The 19,608-nt window shown below is 70.2% G+C and carries 15 protein-coding genes and 2 pseudogenes; 8 read left to right on the top strand and 9 right to left on the bottom strand.

The window, feature by feature from the left end:
- Positions 1-90: 90 nt before the first annotated feature.
- Both IO39_RS49810 and IO39_RS49805 read left to right on the top strand, forming a co-directional pair.
- Complete coding sequence (locus tag IO39_RS49810; protein WP_052424380.1) at positions 91-1,275, top strand: MFS transporter; 1,185 nt, start codon at positions 91-93, stop codon at positions 1,273-1,275.
- A gap of 500 nt (positions 1,276-1,775) precedes the next feature.
- Positions 1,776-2,948 carry an NYN domain-containing protein gene (locus IO39_RS49805; RefSeq protein WP_157549954.1) on the top strand — a complete coding sequence of 391 codons (1,173 nt, stop codon included), beginning with the start codon at positions 1,776-1,778 and terminating at the stop codon, positions 2,946-2,948.
- A gap of 156 nt (positions 2,949-3,104) precedes the next feature.
- Here IO39_RS49805 and IO39_RS49800 read toward each other — a convergent pair whose 3' ends face one another.
- From IO39_RS49800 to IO39_RS59570, 5 genes are all read right to left on the bottom strand, one after another.
- The gene (locus IO39_RS49800) at positions 3,105-3,518 is read right to left on the bottom strand and encodes a nuclear transport factor 2 family protein (RefSeq protein ID WP_043641272.1); all 414 of its coding nucleotides are present in this window, start codon (positions 3,516-3,518) and stop codon (positions 3,105-3,107) included.
- Between the two features lie 320 nt (positions 3,519-3,838).
- The gene (locus IO39_RS58705) at positions 3,839-4,444 is read right to left on the bottom strand and encodes a hypothetical protein (RefSeq protein WP_245642716.1); all 606 of its coding nucleotides are present in this window, start codon (positions 4,442-4,444) and stop codon (positions 3,839-3,841) included.
- A 10-nt stretch (positions 4,445-4,454) separates the two neighbouring features.
- The gene (locus IO39_RS49795; protein ID WP_211267450.1) at positions 4,455-8,147 is read right to left on the bottom strand and encodes an nSTAND1 domain-containing NTPase; all 3,693 of its coding nucleotides are present in this window, start codon (positions 8,145-8,147) and stop codon (positions 4,455-4,457) included.
- A 195-nt stretch (positions 8,148-8,342) separates the two neighbouring features.
- Complete coding sequence (locus IO39_RS59575) at positions 8,343-8,921, bottom strand: lanthionine synthetase LanC family protein (RefSeq protein ID WP_052424377.1); 579 nt, start codon at positions 8,919-8,921, stop codon at positions 8,343-8,345.
- Positions 8,875-9,582: a lanthionine synthetase LanC family protein gene (locus IO39_RS59570; protein WP_169789257.1), complete on the bottom strand. Its 708-nt coding sequence runs from the start codon at positions 9,580-9,582 to the stop codon at positions 8,875-8,877. The genes IO39_RS59575 and IO39_RS59570 overlap by 47 nt, the downstream gene beginning before the upstream one ends.
- Between IO39_RS59570 and IO39_RS59370 the strand changes: the two genes are divergently transcribed.
- The 3 genes from IO39_RS59370 (at position 9,563) to IO39_RS59990 (ending at position 11,403) form a co-directional block, all read left to right on the top strand.
- The gene (locus IO39_RS59370; protein ID WP_281200467.1) at positions 9,563-9,688 is read left to right on the top strand and encodes a hypothetical protein; all 126 of its coding nucleotides are present in this window, start codon (positions 9,563-9,565) and stop codon (positions 9,686-9,688) included. The genes IO39_RS59570 and IO39_RS59370 overlap by 20 nt on opposite strands.
- Positions 9,689-10,741: 1,053 nt before the next feature.
- On the top strand, positions 10,742-11,056 hold the full coding sequence (locus IO39_RS49785) for a hypothetical protein (protein ID WP_052424375.1): 315 nt from the start codon (positions 10,742-10,744) through the stop codon (positions 11,054-11,056).
- Between the two features lie 179 nt (positions 11,057-11,235).
- Positions 11,236-11,403 carry a hypothetical protein gene (locus IO39_RS59990; RefSeq protein ID WP_157549952.1) on the top strand — a complete coding sequence of 56 codons (168 nt, stop codon included), beginning with the start codon at positions 11,236-11,238 and terminating at the stop codon, positions 11,401-11,403.
- 308 nt (positions 11,404-11,711) lie between these two features.
- On the opposite strand, the gene IO39_RS55800 is transcribed toward IO39_RS59990, so the two are convergent.
- Complete coding sequence (locus IO39_RS55800; RefSeq protein ID WP_157549951.1) at positions 11,712-11,879, bottom strand: hypothetical protein; 168 nt, start codon at positions 11,877-11,879, stop codon at positions 11,712-11,714.
- A gap of 588 nt (positions 11,880-12,467) precedes the next feature.
- Between IO39_RS55800 and trpD the strand changes: the two genes are divergently transcribed.
- Positions 12,468-13,484, top strand: a complete 1,017-nt coding sequence (gene trpD / locus IO39_RS49780) for an anthranilate phosphoribosyltransferase (protein WP_052424389.1) — start codon at positions 12,468-12,470, stop codon at positions 13,482-13,484.
- 24 nt (positions 13,485-13,508) lie between these two features.
- On the opposite strand, the gene IO39_RS49775 is transcribed toward trpD, so the two are convergent.
- Positions 13,509-14,204, bottom strand: a complete 696-nt coding sequence (locus IO39_RS49775; RefSeq protein ID WP_211267449.1) for an HAD family hydrolase — start codon at positions 14,202-14,204, stop codon at positions 13,509-13,511.
- A 55-nt stretch (positions 14,205-14,259) separates the two neighbouring features.
- Positions 14,260-15,135, bottom strand: a complete 876-nt coding sequence (locus IO39_RS49770) for a class I SAM-dependent methyltransferase (RefSeq protein ID WP_052424374.1) — start codon at positions 15,133-15,135, stop codon at positions 14,260-14,262.
- A gap of 130 nt (positions 15,136-15,265) precedes the next feature.
- Between IO39_RS49770 and IO39_RS59565 the strand changes: the two genes are divergently transcribed.
- Positions 15,266-18,766 carry an anthranilate synthase component I gene (locus tag IO39_RS59565; protein WP_084774826.1) on the top strand — a complete coding sequence of 1,167 codons (3,501 nt, stop codon included), beginning with the start codon at positions 15,266-15,268 and terminating at the stop codon, positions 18,764-18,766.
- A gap of 202 nt (positions 18,767-18,968) precedes the next feature.
- Positions 18,969-19,367 (top strand): annotated as a pseudogene (locus IO39_RS49760) (transposase); the annotation flags it as partial.
- Between the two features lie 78 nt (positions 19,368-19,445).
- Here the strand turns inward: IO39_RS49760 and IO39_RS59560 are convergent.
- A pseudogene (locus IO39_RS59560) lies at positions 19,446-19,608 on the bottom strand (IS630 family transposase); the annotation flags it as partial.

Below are 19,608 nucleotides of genomic sequence, written 5' to 3'. Positions count from 1 at the left end.
GCCCGCCTGCCCGGCCGGCGGGCCGGCCGCTCTGGGGAGCACGCCGTGTCCTCCCGCTCGCACCACTGCGACCAGCGCGCGGGAGGGCCGGTGAAGACAGACCTCAGCCGGGGATGGCGCGCGCACGCGGCGGTCCTCGCGTTCGGGACGTTCGCCGTCGGCACGGACGGCTTCGTCGTCGCCGGCATCCTGCCCGAGATCGCCCGCTCGCTGGAGGTCAGCGTGGCCGCGGCGGGCCAGCTCGTCACCGTCTTCTCCATCGCCTACGCCGTGCTGGCCCCGGTGCTGGCCACGCTGACCGCCGGCTGGTCGCGGCGCGCCGTGCTGCCCGCCGGGCTGGCGCTGTTCGCCGTGGGCAACGTGATCACGGCGCTGGCGCCCTCGTACGCGCTGGTGCTGGTGTCCCGGGTGGTCGCCGCGGGCGGCGCGTCGCTCTACGCGGCGACGGCCAGCGCCACCGCGGCGGCCATCGCCGGGGAGGAACGCCGCGGCCGGGCCATCGCGATCGTCATGCTCGGCCTCACGTCCTCGCTCGCGCTCGGCGCCCCGCTGGGCACGGCGGTGGGGGCGGCGCTCGGCTGGCGGGCCACGATGTGGCTGGTCACCGGGCTGGCCCTGATCGTCGTGCCGATCATCGCCATGCGCCTGCCCGACGTCGGGCGCGGCCCGGCCGGCGGCTGGCGGCAGCGGCTCGCCCCGCTCGCCGACCGGCGGGTGCTCGGCGTGCTGGCCACCACGGTCGTGGCGTTCACCGGCATCTACGTGCCGTACACGTACCTGAGCGTCGTGTACGAGCCCGCCACCGGCGGTCAGGGGAGCCGGGTGGCCGTGCTGCTCCTGGCGTTCGGCGTGGCCGGCACGGTGGGGAACCTGCTGGCGGGACATTTCACCGACCGCAGCGGCCCCCGGCGCGTGGTGATCACCGGCACGCTGCTCCTCACCCTCGTCTTCCTGCTGGTGCCGGCGCTGCGCGGCTCGTACGCGACGGCGGTGGCGGCGATCGCGATCGGCGGCGTGTTCTCCTTCACCGTCACCACGCCCCAGCAGCACCTGATCATGAGCTACGCGCCGCCGGGCACGCAGCCCATGGCCGCGTCGCTGAACCAGTCCGCCCTCTACCTGGCGGTCTCCCTGTCGGGCGCGGCCGGCGGGCTCGCCCTCGACGCCGGCGGAGCCACGCTCCTCCCGCCGCTGGCGGCGGTGTTCGTGGCCGCCGCGGCCGGGCTCACCTGGCTGTTCGGCCGGGCGGACGCCCGCGTCCGGCCGGCCGGGTGAGCCCCGGAGATACCCGGGAACGCCGTCACCCTGGTCGCCGGCGACCGTGTCGTCCGGGCTGCTGGATGGCGGCGGTGGCGTCGCGCCGGCTCACCATGTCGGCGACGGCCGATGGTGGCGAGTTCTCCAGAGTTTGGGCCGAGCTCGGCGTGCGCCAGTCCAGGGAAGCCATCGGGTGCAGCGCCGGCAACGCCGCCGCGGAAGCCTCCAACGCCACCTTGAAACGCGAGAAGCTGCAACGCGCCTCGGGCGAACTTACGCCGGAGGCATTCCCGCGCCCACCGCCCGCACCCTGCTCGCACTGCTCGACGCCCTCCCCCTGGAATGATCAACGGCATCGGCGAGGCAACCGCTACGGCGCACCCAGCGCCATCGCCACCCAACCACCATCGCCCTCCTGCCGGTGCCCCGTCCTTCGGCAGAGCGGAGACGACCCGAACCCGGGAAGATCTGCCGTCCGGCGGATAGGCCCCGGGCGCGGCCGGTCCGAGGCTTGAGCCATGAGGAAGGCGATGGCGGCATGGCCGCACTGGGCCGGGTACGCGGCGGCCGCGTGGTCACTGGGGTACGGGGCGCTCGGGCTGTTCTGGGCGCTCGGCGGCGACGGGTTCCCCTTCGGCAGGGACGATCCCGACTGGGAGCCGGGCCTGTCCGTGCTCGGCGACGCCACCCGCGAGACGGCGGCGCCGGTGATCGCGGTGCTCGGCGCGCTGGGCGCGGTCGCCGGTCTGGCGATCGCGCGAGGGGCGCGGCGCGGCCGTGCCCTGCTGCTGGGGTTCGGCTGGGCGGCCACGCTCACGCTGACGGTGGTGCTCACCGACAACCGGGTACTGATGCTGGTGGCCTACGCGCCGCTGCTCGCGGTGTTCGCCTTCACCGGGGTGCCCGGCGGGCAGCAACTGTCGGAACTGGTGCCCTGGTCGCGGGTCAACCTGTTCGTCCTGCTGGTGGGCGGGCTGCTGTGGGCGCTGGCGGCGCTCGCCCACCAGCGGCGTACGGCCGCCAGGTGCCCGGCGTGCGGCCGCGGCGAGCACGGGTCGGCACGCTGGGCGACGGCGCAGGCCGCGCGGCGCTGGGGACTGTGGGCGGCGGTGGTCGCGGCGATCATCCCGGCCCTGTACGACGCCAGCCGTCTGGCCTGGGCGGTGGGCATCCCGCTGGGGATCACCGAGGAGTTCTGGCGGTGGCTGGACCAGACGGGACTGCGCTGGGGAGGGCTGTTCCTCAGCTTGATGGGCGTGGGCGGCGCGATCCTCACACTCGGGCTCGTGCAGCGCTGGGGCGAGGTCTACCCGCGGTGGATCTGGTTCAGGGCCGGCAGGCCGGTGCCGCCCATGCTGGCCGTCGTCCCCGCCTCGATCGTGTCGCTGATCGTGCTGTCGGCAGGGCTGACGTACTGGCGGCTGCGCATGGTGCACGGCTTCGACGACTGGGACATGTGGGCGACCTGGGCGACCTCGCTGGTGTGGCCGCTGTGGGGCATCGCGCTCGCCGTCGCCACGCTCGCCTACCACCTGCGCCGCCGCGGCGGCTGCCAGGTGTGCGGACGCGTTTCCGGGTTACCTGCGACGATGCCCCTTATTTGGGCCACGCGGCACGATTCTTACCATCGGGAGCGGTCGGCGAGATATCCAACGGATATATCTCTGACCTGGGACTTCACAGTGGGATGATGGCATCTTTGATTACTCTCAGTGGTGCGACGAGCACTTCAAGTGGTGGGAGCGCCTCCTTGACGCACGGCATCTGGGGGCCGTACGGCATGTTGGGCAGGCCAGATGCACCCGAGCGGCACTGTCGGGCTGAACCAGTGGTGGCCGCCGTAGCGGTCAGTTTTCGCGGATCCAGAGGGGGATGATCCGCCACTCGTGCAACCGCCAGCCGACCGGGGTGCGCTTCGCATCGCCGGTCAGGCGCAGGCCGCTGTTCATGTGAGGCGCCTGTCCATCACGGAAAAAGTACACGAGTGAGTTCGCCGCGACGGAGGCCCGATCGCCGTGGAGGTCGAGCAGCAAATCCGTGGTGATGTGCTGGGTGCTCTCGCCCTCAACCTCGGCCTTGCGCAGGAACCCCACAACGTTGTCAAGGCCGGTGAGCGAACCGCCGCGCGGCGAGTGCACGGTCACGTCCTCGGCGAAGACGTCGCCGGCGTCGTCCCATCGCTTCTCGTCGAGCAGGAGCGAGAAGCGGGTGAACAGGTCGGTGAGCTCGATGCGGTCGGCGTGTGGGGATTGCGTGGACATGGCGACTCCTATTCGTTGGCGCAGCCATCGTTGGCGCCACCAACAATGCCGGAATTCGTTGGTCGCGCCAACGAGGTAGTGCCTGGCGTGGACGAGACTCCCGAACGCTTGACCGCCAGGCCCCGGCTGGCTGCTCGGCCAGGTCGCCGCGCACGCAGGCCGCCTTTCCGCCAAGGCCTTTGCCTGCTGCGGAGGCCTCGCGGCGCCGAGCTCGGCACCGGGCTGGTGGCGTTGAGCTGGGGCGATGCAACCAGTAGGGACACACGTTCGAGGCGGCATGGTGTGAGGATCAGCCAACGTGCCACACGTGGAAAAGAAGATCATCTAGCTCTGACCTGTGAGAAGAGGCCGAGAACCCAAGATAGCGATCGGAGCGCGTCGGCCGGGGTGGTGCGGATGAAGGCGTTCGGGGTGATCGCGGCGAGGTGGGTGGCGGCGCTGTGGCGCAGCTGGTGCAGGTCGAGCCCGGCGTAGGTGTCCGGCAGGACGCGGGCGCGGTCGTAGCCGAGGCGGGCGCGGCCGGTGTGCGGGCGGATGTCGGCGGCGGCCGGGCGGCGGCCGGGCGTCGGGCTGGGACCGGGCGGCGTTCGGACAGGAACGGCGGACCGTGCGTGCGCGTGCTGCCGTCCGGAAGCCGCAGAAGCCGGGGCAGCAGATGGGCGGTGCCACGGTCCCAATACACCCACTCGCGATGACGGGCTCGTCGACGTCATGCGTGAGGTCGCCGCCGGTGTTGGCGTTGCGGTCGTAGTGGGGAAGCCGCTCAAGCCGTCTGGCTGGAACGGCAGCTCCACGCCGCGGGCGAGCCCGCCACGGTCCTGCCCAGCAGGAGCGGCCTGCGGCTCACCCTTGGCGGGCAGGTCACGATCCGGTCGGTGGCTGCTCTGGAGGACCTTCCCGGCGTCGATCGTCGTCGTGTCCCACATGGTGACGGCTTCAGCCGCGGCAGGTCTCCCGGTAGGGCAGTTCCGGGATCTGCGCCCGCCATTCCTCGGCAGTCAGGCCGCCGTCTGCCTCGCAGATCTTCGCTATCGCCGTGCCGGGGTCGACGGTGATCTCGCGGAGGCCGCCGTCGGGGAAGGAGATGAGCAGGGCCGTCCGGCTGAACGCCACGGCGGGCGGAGACTCGCCGGGCAGGCTGATGGCCGAGCCCACAGGCCGCCGCCCGTCAACGTCCCACAGTCGTATGCCCGACTCGTTGTCCTCGGAGACGCTGGCCATCAGCCCGCTCGGCGGATGCGAGAGCAGCGCGGAGATCGTCGCCGAGTGCGCGTTCTGCGGCGGGACCAGCGGCTGGCGCAGGTCGACTCCCCAGAACCCCACCCGCCCGTAGAAGTCACCCGTCACGGCCACTCCACGCGTGAAGAGGATGCTCCCCTGGGCGCGGGCGTCGGGCGGATCTCGGACGATCCCGCCGGTGGCGGTGTCGACCAGGACCCCCTGCCACCCACTTCCGGTGAACAGCCGGCGCCCGTCGGGGGTGAAGGCGAGAACGTCTCCGCCCACTTCCGGCACGGAGACGGTCCGGGTCCGGGTCGCCACGTCCCAGAGTTCGAGCTCATCGCTCCCGTCGATGAAGAGGCTCACCGCCATGGTCGCGCCGTCCGCGGAGAAGGCCACGGACTTCACTCCCGTGACGTCCGGCCGGTGCGCTTCGATGGCGCCCAACTGTTCGCGCGTGGCCACGTTCCAGAGCGTCACCACCGAGGCCATGGAGTGGTGAAGCGCCAGCGTGCTTCCGTCGGGGCTGAACGTGGCATCGTACTCGGGTTGCGTCATGTCGTTGTACGGGAGATCTGCCGTAGGCAGCGGATCGCCGAGCGGTTGGCGGGTGGCGACGTCCCAGAACCGCACCACCGGCCGGTTCCTTTTCTGTCCCGATACGACGAGGACGCGACCGTCAGGGCTGAGCACCCGAACGCCTTTGTCCGGCGCCAGTGTCGCAGGCATGGTGAAGGGGGCGACATACAGCTCGTGCACGAGCCCGCGCGCGCTCTGCACGCGCAGGGTCCGGTCGTCGGCTGAGATTCGCAGCTCGTGCCGGACATCCTCCAGCGGCAGCGTGGCGCTCAGCAGCAGCTCGCCGTCGTGGACCCGCCACAGATTCACCCTGTCCTCACCGTCCAGGCCGGCCAGGAACCGGCCGTCGGGACTGAATCTCGGCTCGGTGCCGGCGACCAGCGACCCTTCCAGCTCCTTGCCGGCGTCGAGATCGAACAGCCGGATCCCCTCAGCAGCGGTCACGGCGAGCAGCTTGCCATCAGGGCTGAACGCCCCGCCGATGGCGGCCATCGGCAGCCATGGCGCGCTGACCTGCCTGCGTTTGCCGAGGTCCCACAGCTCGGGGCTCGCGGCGCCCTCTTTCGGTCCGACGTTGAGCACAGGCCCCTCTTCCGAGGTGACCTCGACGACCTGCTCCTGCTGAGCTTTCCGCGGGATGACCAGTGCCAGCCGATCGCCCGGGCTGATCGCCACCACCCGTCGCGTCAGTACGCGTTCGCGCCGCGCGACGTTCCAGACCTCGGTGCGGTCCCCTTCGGCGATGAGCAGCCCGCCGCTGGGGCTGAACTCCACCTGAGCGCCGATCAAGTGTTCGGAGGGCCCGGTGAGCGGGACGCCCGCCGAAGCGGCGCCGACGGGCACCAGCCGCACGCCGTCCTGGCCCGACACGGCGAGAGTACGGCCGTCGGGACTCCACGCGAGCTCCTCGACGTCTCCGGCCAGCGGGGTCCGGGAGATCTCGTTCTTCGCGGCCACGTCCAAGACGCGCAGCGTGCCGGGCGCGCCCGCGCCGCCGGCCGTGTACGCGGCCAGCCTGGCGCCGTCCACGCTCAGCGCGTGCGCCGATGCGGCGCTGTCCGGATCGGCGAAGACGTCGGAGACCGGAAGCGCCATCGAGCCGACGAGCTCGCCCTTGGCCTCGGGGACCGGGGCGATCCGCCAGGCGGCGACGCTCAGCCGGCGGGCCAGCTTCGGGTCGCTCAGCCGCAGGGCCGCCGCGCGCCCGGCCGTGAGCTGGGCCGTCGCCTCCTCCAGGCGGTTGTCGGCCAGACCGGCCTGCCGGGCGGCGACTCCCGCCGCGACCACGGAGGCGATCAGCAGGACCACCAGAGCGGCCGAGACGGCGATCCGCCTCAGGGAGGTGCGCCGGGCCAGTGCCGCGCTGGCACGCACGAAGTCGCGTTCCAGGGGAGTGAGGTCGTCGTCGCGGTCGCCCGGCTCGATGAACAGCTTGTCGACGACGGCCAGGCGGGTGCCGCGGTAGAGGAGTCCCGCGTCGCCGCCCTGCGCCTGCCACGCCTCGGCCGCCTCGGTGAGCTGGCGATGGGCGCGCAGGCGATCGCGTCCCTCGTCCACCCAGCCGCGCAGCCGTGGCCACGACTCGATCAGGGCCTCGTGCGCGAGGTCCACGGTGTCCTGGTGCAGTGTGAGCAGCCTGGCCGCGGCCAGCCGCTCGATGACCAGCGCGGTGTCCGCCTCCCCGTACGGGTCCAGCTCCGCCCGACCGGCCGGACGGCGGGTGTCCTGGGCCTGCTCGCCCGGCTGGATCAGCCTGAGCAGGATCCGCCGGGCGATCCGCGCCTGTTCCGGCGACAGCTCGGCGTAGAGCTCCTCGGCGGTGTGGCTGATCGCCCCATGGACTCTGCCCACGCTCTCGTAGGCGGCCAAGGTCAGCAGCTTGCCCGTACGGCGGCGCCAGACCTCCCGCAGCGCGTGCGACATCAGCGGCAGCGCCCCGGGCTCGCCGGCGACGTCGGCGACGATGGCGGCCGTCAGCGCCCGCTCCACCGTCAGCCCCTCGGCCATGGCCGGCCGGACGACCGCTTCGCGCAGTTCCTCCTGCCGCATGGGCCCGACCAGCAGATTGGCCTCGCGCAGGGCCTCGGTGAGCTCGCGGTGCCCGGCGCAGTGCCCGTAGAAGTCGGCGCGGACCGCGATGACCACCCTCATCCAGCTCGGCGCCCGCCGCGCGCCGAGCAGCAGGTCGATGAAGCGCGCACGCTCGTCCTGGTCCTGGCAGAGCGTGAACACCTCCTCGAACTGGTCGACCACGATCAGCGTCTCGCCCGCCCCCGCGGCCGGGACGAGCCGCTCGGCGTGCCGCATCGGGTGCTCTCCCGGAGTGAGGATCAACGCCGTGGCGAAGGACTCCTGCGAGGACGCCGTCTGCCCGCGTACGGCAGGCACCAGTCCGGCACGCAGCAGGGACGACTTCCCGCTGCCTGAAGGGCCGAACACCGCGGCGAAACGATGCCGGCCAAGCAGCTCGCGCAGCTCCTCGACGAGCTCATCCCGGCCGAAGAAACGATCGCGATCGCCGGTCTCGTACGGGGCCAGGCCCAGGTACGGCCCGCCGCCGTCGTCGTCGGACTCCCGCTCGCGGGCGAGCTCCTGGGTGACCTCCTGCCAGCGCGCCTCCCATTCCGCGGCGTCTCCACCGCACGCCTCCACGAAGGCGAGGACGACCGGCAGGGAGGGCAGGCGCTCACCGGCCGCCGCCTGCGACAGCGTGGTGACCGAGTAGCCCGCCCGCTTGGCCATGCTCCGATAGGTGAGCCCGCCCGCCTCCTGGCGGAGTGTGCGTAACTCCGAGGCGAAACGTCCAACCGGTCCGGTCGCCGGGTCCACCGGCCTTTCACGACGGCCCACCACCGTTTCGGGATTCCCTCCACTGGACGACAAGGGCAGTTCAGACGCGCTCGGGGATCACGTTAGCCGTTGCCCGCTGTGTGACGATCACGGCCCGCTTCAATGGAGCCCTCACCCTCCACCCCGGCGCGGCGACCTGGAGCGACAGGCCGCGCAGGGACGCCGGCCGCACGCCTATGACAGCAGGAGCGCCGCGTCCCAGCCGCTCTCGGGCATCCTGCCCGAGGCGTAGGCGTGCAGGGCCGAAAGAACGCCCGCGGCTCCCTGCAGCCAGCCGGGATCGCATCGCCCGTTGGGTGACGCCTCGCCGGTGACGAACCCGAACGGCGTGCCCAGGTCGCGCAGCCCGAGGACATGAGCGGCAATGCGCTCGAGGCCGGCTGCGAGCGCGCCGCCCCCGGCGGTGGCCTCGATCCTGCCCAGGCAGTGCAGGGTGCCCGCCAGCCCGTGACAGAGCTGAGCCTCCTCGGGCAGAAGCCCGTGGTCGAGAGCGCGGATGCACCCCATGCCGGCCTCGTACGCGGTCGTCAGCCACGCGGGCTCGCCCGCCGCGAGGCCGGCCAGTTGCAGTGCGCGGGCGACGCCGGAAGTGCCGTAACACCATCCGGGCCGCGGCCGGCCGGATGGCGGCTCGTCGCCGCGGTACTGCTCCAGTGACAGCGTGGCCGGCCAGAACGGCCCGAACGTGTCGGCCTGCCGCCAGGCGTCAAGGACGCTGCCGATGTAGCCGAAGGCCTCCAGCTGGCCGGGCACCGACACACCTCGCGCGTACGCGAGCGACAACAGCGCCAGACCCGGACATCCCGTGCGCCACACCGAGGTCACAGCGTGCCCTTGAGGACGGATGGGTGGCCCACCACCCGGGAACCTCCGTCCCCTCCACCCGGAGGGGACGCGCGAGCAGCACCAGCGCGTGCAGCACGTCGGCCAGCGTGCCGGAGTGGTCCGCCCCGGGCAGCAGGAGATAGCGGCCGAGCCCGGTCAGGCCGGTGATCACGTCGTAATCGCAGCAGGAGAGCGTGCCCGGTTCGGCCAGGGCGCGGTGGTGGCGGGCGAGCGTGTTCGCAGTGAGCTCGGCGATGGCCTGATCGAGCCGCTCCAGGACGCCCGCGTAGACCATGAGGCCGCGCCGGACGGCCCGGCAGGCGTACGCCAGGGCCGGATACCCGTTGTGCAGGCCGTTCCAGGCGGGCGGCGCCGCGTTTCCGGCCGCCAGGGCGAGACAGCCGCCGGCGAGCCGCTCGTACCGCTCGTCGGCGCGACCGAGCTCGGCGAACAGCAACGCGATCCCGGGAAGACCATAGGAGAGCGAGCAGGGGGCCTGCCCGGCGGAGGGCTGCGCGCCGGCGGTGCCGACCCGCCGGGCGAGGTCGTCGGGGTCGGCGAATCCCTCGGTGACGGCCTGGGAGATCACCTCTGCGATCGCGGAGCTGACCGGGGAGCTGACCGGGGAGCTGACCGGGGAGGGGATCGTGGAGGTGACCGGGGAGGGGATCGTGGAGGTGACCGGCGCCGCCTGATGGCCGGTGTTCACGGCGCCGGTGCCGACATCGAGCAGGCAAACAATGTGTTTCCCGCTGAAGCCCGGCGGTCGATGGCGTGGGCGGCGTGGTGTGACAGTTCTCCCGGCCCGGATTCAACTGGCCAACGTTGAGTTATCTCGGAAGGAGACGACGATGTCGCGATCCGTAGTGATCACAGGAAGCTCGTCGGGCATCGGCCGCGCTTCCGCCCAGGCACTGCGGGCCAGGGGCTTCGGGGTGTTCGCCGGCGTCGGCGACCTCGCGGACGGTGAAGACCTGCGCGCCGCATCCGGCGGCGAGATCATCGTGGGATTGTCCGGGCTCGTCGACAACGCCGGCAAAGGCGCCCCGTGGCCGATGGAGCTTGTGTCACCGTCCGGAGGCGGGGGCGCGTCTGGTGCAGGTCGAGCGGTCGGGGTGGCAGATGGGCGGTGCCGCTGTCCCAGTTCCCCACCCGGTGGCGCCGCTCGTAGTAGCGCAGCAGCCGCTCATGGACCTCGTCCGACGCGACAATTACCGATGTGCACCGTGCCTCCGACTTGACTCTGACATGGATGTCAGAGCTTAGCCTTGCCGCAATGAAACGGACAGTTTCGCTCTGGCCTGCCTGTGCCTCAGCGTCTTCGTCGTCGGCGCCGCCGAGTTTCTGCTCGCGGGTCTTTCAACTATGGGCTACTGCTACTTTTCGGCGACATTTCGGACCTCCGGTTAACCCGGGTGCTGTCCAAGCTGACCGTCATATACTGCCGCCATTTATCCACAACATCTTTCCCGGGCGGCGGCGCATAGTGGCCATCCGGATCAAAGTTCGAGTTCATGGACAAGCATAAAGAAAGGAATGACATGAAAGAATATTCGGGTCTCTTGCTCTTGACTCCACCCTGGCTGTCATTTCACTCCTCGCAAGCGGTACGGCAAGCCTGGAGAACTTCATCAGTAAAACTCGTTCTCGGACTGCCTGTAAAGCCGCTTTGTGCCGAGCAAGTTATCTCAGAGGCGCTCAGCGAGCACGGCGAGCTACCCGCCGACGTGGCTGGCACCCTCTTGGCCATGCGCGATCACTCGGGCACCCAACGGCGGCGTGGGCAGTTCGACAGCGACACCACCAGGTTCCTCACCTGCAACAACGGCTACAACTGCCTCCTGGTGATCCGCGACACCAACGGAACCGCCAGGTGCATGGGCGCATACCTGAAGAAGTCCAGCACGGAGAGCTGGACGAAGATCGACCAGGGCTACCACACGCACTACGCCGGGCCGAGCTACCTGCTGGCGATCGACTCGTGCGTGGACTGGAGGGGACGCTCCGACACCGCCATCACGCAGGAGATAGGGACGAACTGCGGCCGAGCCCGCACGGCATGACGCTGTGGCGGGGAGCTCGGCGCCGCGGTGGTGGTGCCGGCGGCCGCGCTGGGTGGGTCGTCGTCTTCCAGCGTCCAGTCCAGCGTCGACCTGCCCACGCCGAGTTCGCGGGCGATCTGTGTGACCGACTGGCCGCGGGCGCGGCAGGCGCGGGCGGCGGTGAGCACGCCCTCGCTCCCTTGACGGGGCGGCCGTCCTCGCGGCCGGCGGCGCGGGCGGCGGCCAGGCCGTCCAGGGTGCGCTCGGAGGTGAGGTCGCGCTCCATCTCGGCGGCCATCGCCGCCACCAGGAATCTTTCCAACCTCGACGACTGGAATAACAAGGTCGATAACATCATCCTCAAGTAGGAGTTCGGACGCTGACCATCGGACAGCGAGGCCGGCTGCCCCGACCCATCACCGAAGCCGGCCACGGAGGCCCGTTCGGCGAACCAGCGTGGATCGGTAGACCCACATCTGACACCAGGACGGGTACGGCACGCCGGCCCTGCCAACTCGCCAGCCAACCTCCCGCCTGTTCCGACGGGATGCTCGGCGCCGCATGCAGGAGGAGAAGCCCAGTCTGAAGTGACTCCTTAAGAGGGCAATGCGCCCAGGCATCGAGTGTTCGGGGCGTGTTCGATCACCTGGGGTTGAAGGATGGGATTCATGAAAGGTCAAGCGGCACGGGTATTTGTCGTGCCGTTGTTCGGAGCGAGTTTCTCCATGCGGGAGATCTCCTCCAGCCGGGCCTGCTGTTCGGGGACCTTCTGCGGCTGCGCGAGCTGTTCGCCATGCGGATCCCGGGCAGCCCGGCGCGGGTCGTGCCGGACCTCGTGCACCACTTCGCCCAGGCGCTGGTCCGCACTGGCCTGCTGGACGTGGCCGTCCCGGTCATCGACTCCTACTGTGCGGGAGGACCTGCCCTGCCGATGCGGTGGTCGCGGAGATCGACCGCCGCCTGCGTGGGATCATCGATCGCGAGCCTCGTAGCCGGTCCGATCAGATGGAAAGCCTCGCGGCCCGCATCGCCCTTCACCCGGGCGGCCACACCGTCCGGGCCCGGCGACCGGAGGTGGTCGCCGCCGAGCTGGGAGTGTCGGTTGAGGACTACAGGGCTGCCAAGGCGCTGAGCGACGGTGACCTGCCCGGCGAAACGGGGAAACGATGGGTACCGCGTGGCCGCCGTGCAACCGCTCCTTGATCACCCGCTGTCTGTCCGTGGTCGCGCCGTCCGTGGCCTGGCGTTGGGGGAGAGGCCTCAGGGAGGGTGCTTGAAATCTTCAAGGCGATCAGGAGCCTTTCGTGTCCGCTGTCGCGGGGTAATCCTCATCTGTCGGTGAAGCGGCATCAGTTTGCGGGGTGAGTTCTCTAGCCTGGAATTGACGGTGCCGTCCTTCCGGATGGGTGGTCGACGTGACGCGGACCCTGTGATGCTGGCGGCGTTGCGTCGGCTGTCGCTCGGCGAGGAGTTGACGGAGGAGGAGGCGTCGGCCGCGCTGTACGCAATCATGCGTGGCGAGGCGTCACCGGTGCAGATCGGTGGGCTGGTGATGGGGCTGGCCGCCAAGGGGGTCTCACCGTCGGAGGTCGTGTCCATGGCCCGGGCGGTCATGGAGTTCTCGGCCCCGTTCTCGGGCGGTTCCCGAGTGCTGGACACGTGCGGCACCGGCGGCGACGGGCACAACACCTTCAATGTCTCCACGGTGGTGGCGATCGTCGCGGCGGCGTGCGGGCAGCGGGTCGCCAAGCACGGCAGCCGCAGCGTGTCCTCCCAGTGCGGCAGCGCTGATGTGCTGGAAGCGCTTGGGGTGCGCACCGACTTGCAACCGGCGCAGGCGGCGCGGTGCTTGGAGTTGGCAGGCATCGTGTTCTTGTCAGCCACGGTGTTCCACCCGGCGTTCCGGCACGCGATGGGCCCTATCAAAGAGCTGGGCGTGCGGACGGTGTTCAATCTGCTGGGGCCGTTGTGCAGTCCGGCTCTGGCCCGCTACCGGATTCTCGGGGTGCCCGACGCGGCGCTGGTCTCCTTGCTGAGTGAGGTCCTGATGGAACTGGGAGTAGAACGCGCACTGGTGTTCTCTTCCCAGGACGGCTTGGACGAGTTGAGCATCTCGGCTCCCGCGCAGGTGGTGGAGGTCCGTGACGGCTCCCTGCACCCCTACCTGCTGGATCCGGCGCGGCTGGGTCTGGCCCCCGCCGGGCTGCGAGAGCTGGAGGGCGGCCCGCCCGGGCCGAGCGCCGAGCTGGTGCGCGGACTGCTGGCCGGTGAACGCGGGCCCCGGCGCGACATGGTGCTGCTCAACACGGCGGCGGCACTGCGGGCCGCGGGCAGGTGCGAGGACTGGGGCGAGGGCATGGCGCTGGCGGCCGGGGCCATCGACAGCGGCCGCGCGGCCGCGACGCTCGATCGCTGGATTCAGGTGTCGCAGGCGGTGGCGTCGAGCTGAACGGCCGGACGGCGGGCCGGCTCGCTAACGCAGGCGGCCCGAGCTCGCGGCCAGGGAGCGGATCCGCTGGAGGACCAGCCGGGTGTCGGCCAGATCGGAGAGCACAGCGTCCGCGCCGGCTGCGCGCAGCTCGCGCGGACCGCTGCTGCCGGTGGCCACTGCCACGACGGGCACACCGTGGGCGTGTCCTGCGGCGATGTCGGCCGGGGTATCGCCGACCAGGACCGCGGCGTCGGGTGGTTGGGCCCGTTCCCGGACGTGCCGCAGGGCGTCGGCAACGAGGGCGTCGCGCGTGTAGTGGTCGTCGCCGAAACCGCCCAGCGCCCAGTCGATGTGGGTGTGTAGACCGAAGACGGTCAGTTTGATCTGCGCGACCGGCCGCACGTTGCCGGTGACGACTGTCTGCAGGGCGCCCGGCAGTCGGGCGACGGCGGCCAGGGCTGCGGCGGCGCCTGGTAGCGCACGCCCCTGGCGCCGTATCTGCTCTGCCTGTCGCCGGTGCCGGTCGGCCAGCGCCCCGACGAAGCCGCGGAAGTCGGCGACAGTGGTGTCGATTCCGTGCAGGCGGGCGGTCTGATGGAAGATGACGGGGTCGGTCTTTCCGTCGATCACGGGGTGCCGTTCCATCGTCCGACCGGTGACTTGGGTGAAGGCCTGGCTGTAGAGCCGAAGGCCCACTGCTTGCATGTCGATGAGAGTGCGGTCGATATCCCAGAGCACCAGAATCCGAGAACCGCATTGGGTTGAGTCCGTTATTGCAGCAATCGGTTTCACCTCAAATTATGGACGGCGATTCAGGCATGTGGTGGAAACCGATCGGATCCGGGTGGCGCGCCCATGCGGAGATCATTCCAGGTGACAGTTCGGCGAATCCCGGTGTTTCGAACAGAGCCAATACGCGGTCGAGTTCGGTGCTTGACACGTGGCCGGTGGCGATCATCTTCGCGCGCGTCTGCTCGAAGGTCAACTGCCAGAAACGGCTGATCGGAGCACCGGGAATGATCGCGGGCAGGAAAACGTCGAGGCCTTGGTCGACCAGTCCCAGCGAGGCCAGCCGGGCCGGATATTCGCGGACCCAGGTTATGTCGGTGCCGATGGTCGAGCGCAGGGACGACCACAGGGCGGCGAAGGCCGCGCGCACGGCGGACTCGCGGCTGGTCGGGGTCGCCAGGTCGATGGAGTCGCCCAGCAGGAGGACGCCGCCCGGGGCCAGCCAGGACACCAGCCGTTGCAGTACCCGATCACGTTCGGGCAGGTGCATGAGCAGGAATCTCGCGTGCACCAGGTCGAAGCTCGCCGGTTCGAGCGTTTCGCTCAGATCCTCGGCGGTCAGGTCGGCGGCCACCACACGAAGGTTCGGTGCGCGGAGCCGGTCGAGATAAACAGTGCTGCGGTCCAGGGCGACAACCTCGCGGGGCGCGGCGTGAGTGATCAGCCACAGGGCCAGCTCCCCGGTACCGGACCCGGCATCCAGGCATCGCATGCCGGGTCGCAGCCCCAGCGCTTCGATGTGCTGGTGAGTAACCGGGTCATAAGTGCGGCTGATCGCGTCGAGGCGTTCTCGTTCCTTGTCGCGCGTGTGCGCAAAGATCTGGTCGCCGTAGCGTTCCCCGCCTTTCTCTGCCGCACCATCGAAATCATCAGATTCCATTTATTAATCGTACATGGAGAGTGCTGCTCTGGGTATGTGACTCATCCCTTACCGGCGGGCGACCAGCATATTTCACATCTCGCCGATAGCGTCTATTCGCTATTTCATTTTTCGGGCATCCGAAAAGAAAATGGACAGTGACATGCCTACAGGACATCCGCCGATCGTGCCCCAATGGCAGCCGGACACCTGGCGGAACCATCCAGTCGCCCAGCAACCGGATTGGCCCGATGTGGCCGCGGTGGCGGACGCCGAGCGACGGCTGCTGCAGCTACCGCCCCTGGTCACGCCGGAGGAGTGCCGAGCGCTCACCGCAGCGCTGGCCGAGGCCGCCGACGGCCGGGCGCTGGTGCTCCAGGCCGGCGACTGCGCAGAGCGTTTCACCGAGACCGCCAGCACCGAGGCCCGGGCCAGACTGGTGGAAGCGCTCGCCAACCGACTGATGACCGCCACCGGGCTGCCGGTGGTCGCCATCGGCCGCATGGCGGGCCAGTACGCCAAACCGCGATCGTCGTCCACGGAGGAGGTGTCGGGCCCCGACGGCCCGCTCACCGTGCCCAGCTACCGAGGCGACCTGGTCAACGGTCCAGATCCGGACTCGCGCGATCCTGACCCCGGCCGACTGGTGGAGGGCTATCACCGCGCCGCGGCCACCTTGGCCCTGTTGCGCGCTCGCAGCACCAGCACCAGCACTGGCCCCCGCCCAGCTACGGATGTGTTCGTCTCCCACGAGGCACTGCTGCTGCCCTTCGAGGAGGCCCTGACCCGCTATGACTGCCAGGCCCACGCCTGGTACGCGACGTCGGCCCACCTGCTGTGGATCGGCGACCGCACCCGAGGGCTCGACCAAGCCCATGTGGAGTACCTGCGCGGCATCGCCAATCCGGTGGCGGTCAAACTCGGCCCCACCACCACCGCGGACGATGTCGTCGCCCTCTGCCAGAAGCTGAACCCCGAGCGCGTGCCGGGCCGGCTCACGCTGATCACCCGGATGGGAGCGCGCCAGGTGAGCCGGCTGCTCCCTGAGATGATCGAGGCGGTGACCCGCGCGAAGTACCCAGTGGTCTGGGTGTGCGATCCCATGCACGCCAACACCACCACGACGGCCGCCGGATTCAAGACCCGGCACTTGGACACGATGCTCGCCGAGGCCGAAGACTGGCTGGCAGCGCATCACGCTACCGGCTCCCACCCCGGAGGGCTGCATCTCGAAGTCACCTGCGACAACGTGACCGAATGCATCGGCGGCCCGGCGGGCGCAGCCAACGAAGACCAGGTGCATCAGCACTTCCTGTCCGCGTGCGACCCGCGGCTCAATCCGGAGCAGGCAGGCGAGCTGATCGCGCAGACCGGGCGGCTCATCAGGCATCGGTCCCCGAAAGCCGCTGGCTCCACCTCGGCGAAGACCGCCACGGGACATTGGCGCCCCTACGCCCAGGAGCGCCACGCCAACCTCACTGAAGCCGCCACCACCCACACATGGACCACTACGGGGCGCCTGGAGATCACGCGGATCGCGCAGCCCTACCCCCACCATGCGCTGGACCAGGTCACCGCGGCGCTGGACGAACGACCCGGCGGCGTTCTCGGCTCCGGCGTTCAGCAGCCCGGTCGTTACCGCCGCTGGCGCATCGGCTATGTGGCTCCCTGCCTGGAAGTCACCGTCGCCGCACGCCGCGTGAACGTCCGCGCGCTCAACGAGCGCGGGCGCGTGCTGCTCCCGATCGTCGCGCAGGCGCTGTCGGCGAGCGGTCACCTCACCTCCACCGGCTCCTCCGCCCTCACCCTGGTGGTGCCGGCCCCCGCTGACGTGCTGCTCGAGGAACAACGCAGCCGGCGCTCCAGCGTTTTCTCAGCCCTGCGCGCGCTGCTGGCCGCATTCGCCGCACCCGACGACGTCCACCTGGGGCTGTACGGCGCGTTCGGTTACGACCTGGCGTTCGGGTTCGAGTCGATCACCCTGCGGCGGCCGCGTCCTGACGACCACCGGGACCTGGTCCTGCACCTGCCCGATGAACTCTACGTCGAGGACGAGTTCGGAGTGATCCGCTACCGCTACGACTTCACGCTCGGCGACACCACCACTGCCGGCCTGCCCCGAGACAGCGACCGCATCCATCCGGCCACCCGGCCCCCGGCACTGCCACCGCCACCCCGGCAAGGCGACTACGCCAAGGTCGTCCGGACTGCCCAGGAACACTTCGCCCGCGGCGACCTGGTCGAAGTCGTGCCCAGCCACGTCATGTACGCCCCCTGCACGTCGGCGAGCGACTTCTACGACCGCCTGCGCCGCCGCAACCCCGCACCCTACGAACTGCTGTTCAACCTTGATGGAGAGCATCTTGCCGGGACATCTCCGGAGATGTATGCACGGGTCACCCGCGACGACCACGGCCGCCTGTGGGTCGAGACCTGCCCCATCTCCGGCACCATCCGCCGCGGCCGGGACGCCGTCGAGGACAGCGACCACGTCCGCACCCTGCTCAACTCCGGCAAGGACGAGTCGGAGCTGACCATGTGCACCGACGTCGATCGCAACGACAAGGCCCGCATCTGCGACCCCGGCAGCGTCCAGATTCTGGGCCGCCGCCAGATCGAGATGTACTCCCGGCTCATCCACACCGTCGACCACGTGCGAGGGCGGCTACGCCCCGGCTTCGACGCCCTGGACGCCTTCCTCACCCACATGTGGGCCGTCACCGTCACCGGCGCCCCCAAGCGGGCCGCGATGCAGTTCATCGAGGACCACGAGCAATCCCCCCGCCGCTGGTACGGCGGCGCCGTCGGCGTCCTGCGCTTCGACGGCACCCTCGACAGTGGCCTGACCCTGCGTACGGCGCAGATCCGCGACGGGCTGGCCGCCGTCCGCGTCGGCGCCACGCTCCTGCACGACTCCGACCCTGACGCCGAGGAGCGCGAGACCCAGGTCAAGGCCCAGGCATTGATGGAAACCCTCACCAGAGCCCCGCGCACCACCAAGCCGGACACGCCGCCGCCCCCGCAGACCGAAGCGATACCTATGCGAGTTCTGCTGATCGACCACAGGGACTCCTTCGTACACACACTGGCCGACTACTTCCGCCAAGCCGGTGCGCAGGTGATCACCATGCGCGCGGGACTTCCCTCGGCCACACTCGACGAACTCACCCCTGACCTGGTCGTGCTCTCGCCGGGCCCCGGCCGCCCCGGAGAGCACGGCTGCCTGGACCTGCTCAACGAGATCACCGCCCGGGGGCTGCCCGCCTTCGGCGTCTGCCTGGGACTGCAGGCGATGATCGAGCACAGCGGTGGCACCATAGTGCCACTGCCCGAACCTGCCCATGGCCGGCCCAGCAGCATCACCGTCCACTCCGGACACCTGCTGACGGGCCTGCCCCCTCAGTTCACCGCAGGCCGCTACCACTCCCTGCATGCCGCCCAGGTGCCGGACTGCTACGAGATCTCTGCAACCACCGACGACGGCGTCGTCATGGCGATCGAGCACCGCCACGCGCCCCGCTGGGCGGTCCAATTCCACCCCGAGTCCCTCATGACCACCGACCACAACGCCGGACGCCGCATCATCGCCAACGTCCTGCGCCTGGCCCGCGCTCATCAAGCGGCACGTGCTCCCCTCCTCGAGGAACGCTGAGATGGGCGCAGCGCTCCGGGTGGGTCTGCCTCTGGGCTGAGGGGCGAGCAGGCCGGTGATCTCGGCGATGGCCTCGGTGGGGGCTTGGTCACGTCCGTGGACGTGACCTTGGGAACATCCTCCCGGCGTGGGAACCGGGCCTCCTGTTCAAAGCTTCAGCATCAGGGCGAAACCCAGCCGCGCAGCACCGCTCTTGTTGCCCCAGCTCACCGAGCGGTGGAAAGCCGAACAGCAAGCGTTCGCCGCCCGCGACCTGTCCGGCGTCGACTACGTCTATCTGTGGGCTGATGGCATCCACGTCAACATCCGGCTGGAGGAGCACAAGCTTTGCCTGCTGGTGCTGATCGGGAAGCGCGCCGACGGCCGTAAGGAACTCGTCGCCCTCACCGACGGCTACCGCGAGTCGGCCGAATCCTGGGCGGACCTGCTGCGTGATTGCGCCCGGCGCGGCATGCGCCCCGGTCCTGGCCATCGGCGACGGCGCGCTCGGCTTCTGGTCCGCGCCGGCCGAGATGTTCCCACGGACCAGAGCCCAGAGATGCCGGTTCACAAGATCGCCAATGTGCTCGGGTCGCTACCGAAGCCGGCCCACCCGGGCGCGACGAACGTCCCAGAGAATCACCCGTCCCCAGCCGCCTAGTGCTGTGACCGGAAACGATCACCGGGTTGGGTGAGGATTTCAGGCGGCCGGTGAGAGGGGCCGGCCGCCCCAGCGGAGACCCTTCTCGCTACGGATGCGGGCACGTTCGCGGCGTTGGGCGGCCAGGACGTCGGGGTGACGGGCGTGGGCGTTGCGCCAGCGCAGGTAGGCGTGCAGAGCCTTGGTCTGCACGGTGTGGTTG

This window comes from Nonomuraea candida (assembly GCF_000725485.1).
GTDB classification, from domain to species: Bacteria; Actinomycetota; Actinomycetes; order Streptosporangiales; family Streptosporangiaceae; genus Nonomuraea; species Nonomuraea candida.
Note: the sequence above shows the minus strand (reverse complement) of the source record. Positions and strands in the feature narration are given on the sequence as shown.

Excerpts from the sequence above, each read along its gene's own strand:
- IO39_RS49805 (WP_157549954.1), top strand. The coding sequence starts at position 1,776 with ATGAGGAAGGCGATGGCGGCATGGCCGCACTGGGCCGGGTACGCGGCG.
- IO39_RS49800 (WP_043641272.1), bottom strand. The coding sequence starts at position 3,518 with ATGTCCACGCAATCCCCACACGCCGACCGCATCGAGCTCACCGACCTG.
- IO39_RS58705 (WP_245642716.1), bottom strand. The coding sequence starts at position 4,444 with ATGTGGGACACGACGACGATCGACGCCGGGAAGGTCCTCCAGAGCAGC.
- IO39_RS49785 (WP_052424375.1), top strand. The coding sequence starts at position 10,742 with ATGCGCGATCACTCGGGCACCCAACGGCGGCGTGGGCAGTTCGACAGC.
- trpD (WP_052424389.1), top strand. The coding sequence starts at position 12,468 with ATGCTGGCGGCGTTGCGTCGGCTGTCGCTCGGCGAGGAGTTGACGGAG.
- IO39_RS49770 (WP_052424374.1), bottom strand. The coding sequence starts at position 15,135 with ATGGAATCTGATGATTTCGATGGTGCGGCAGAGAAAGGCGGGGAACGC.
- IO39_RS59565 (WP_084774826.1), top strand. The coding sequence starts at position 15,266 with ATGGACAGTGACATGCCTACAGGACATCCGCCGATCGTGCCCCAATGG.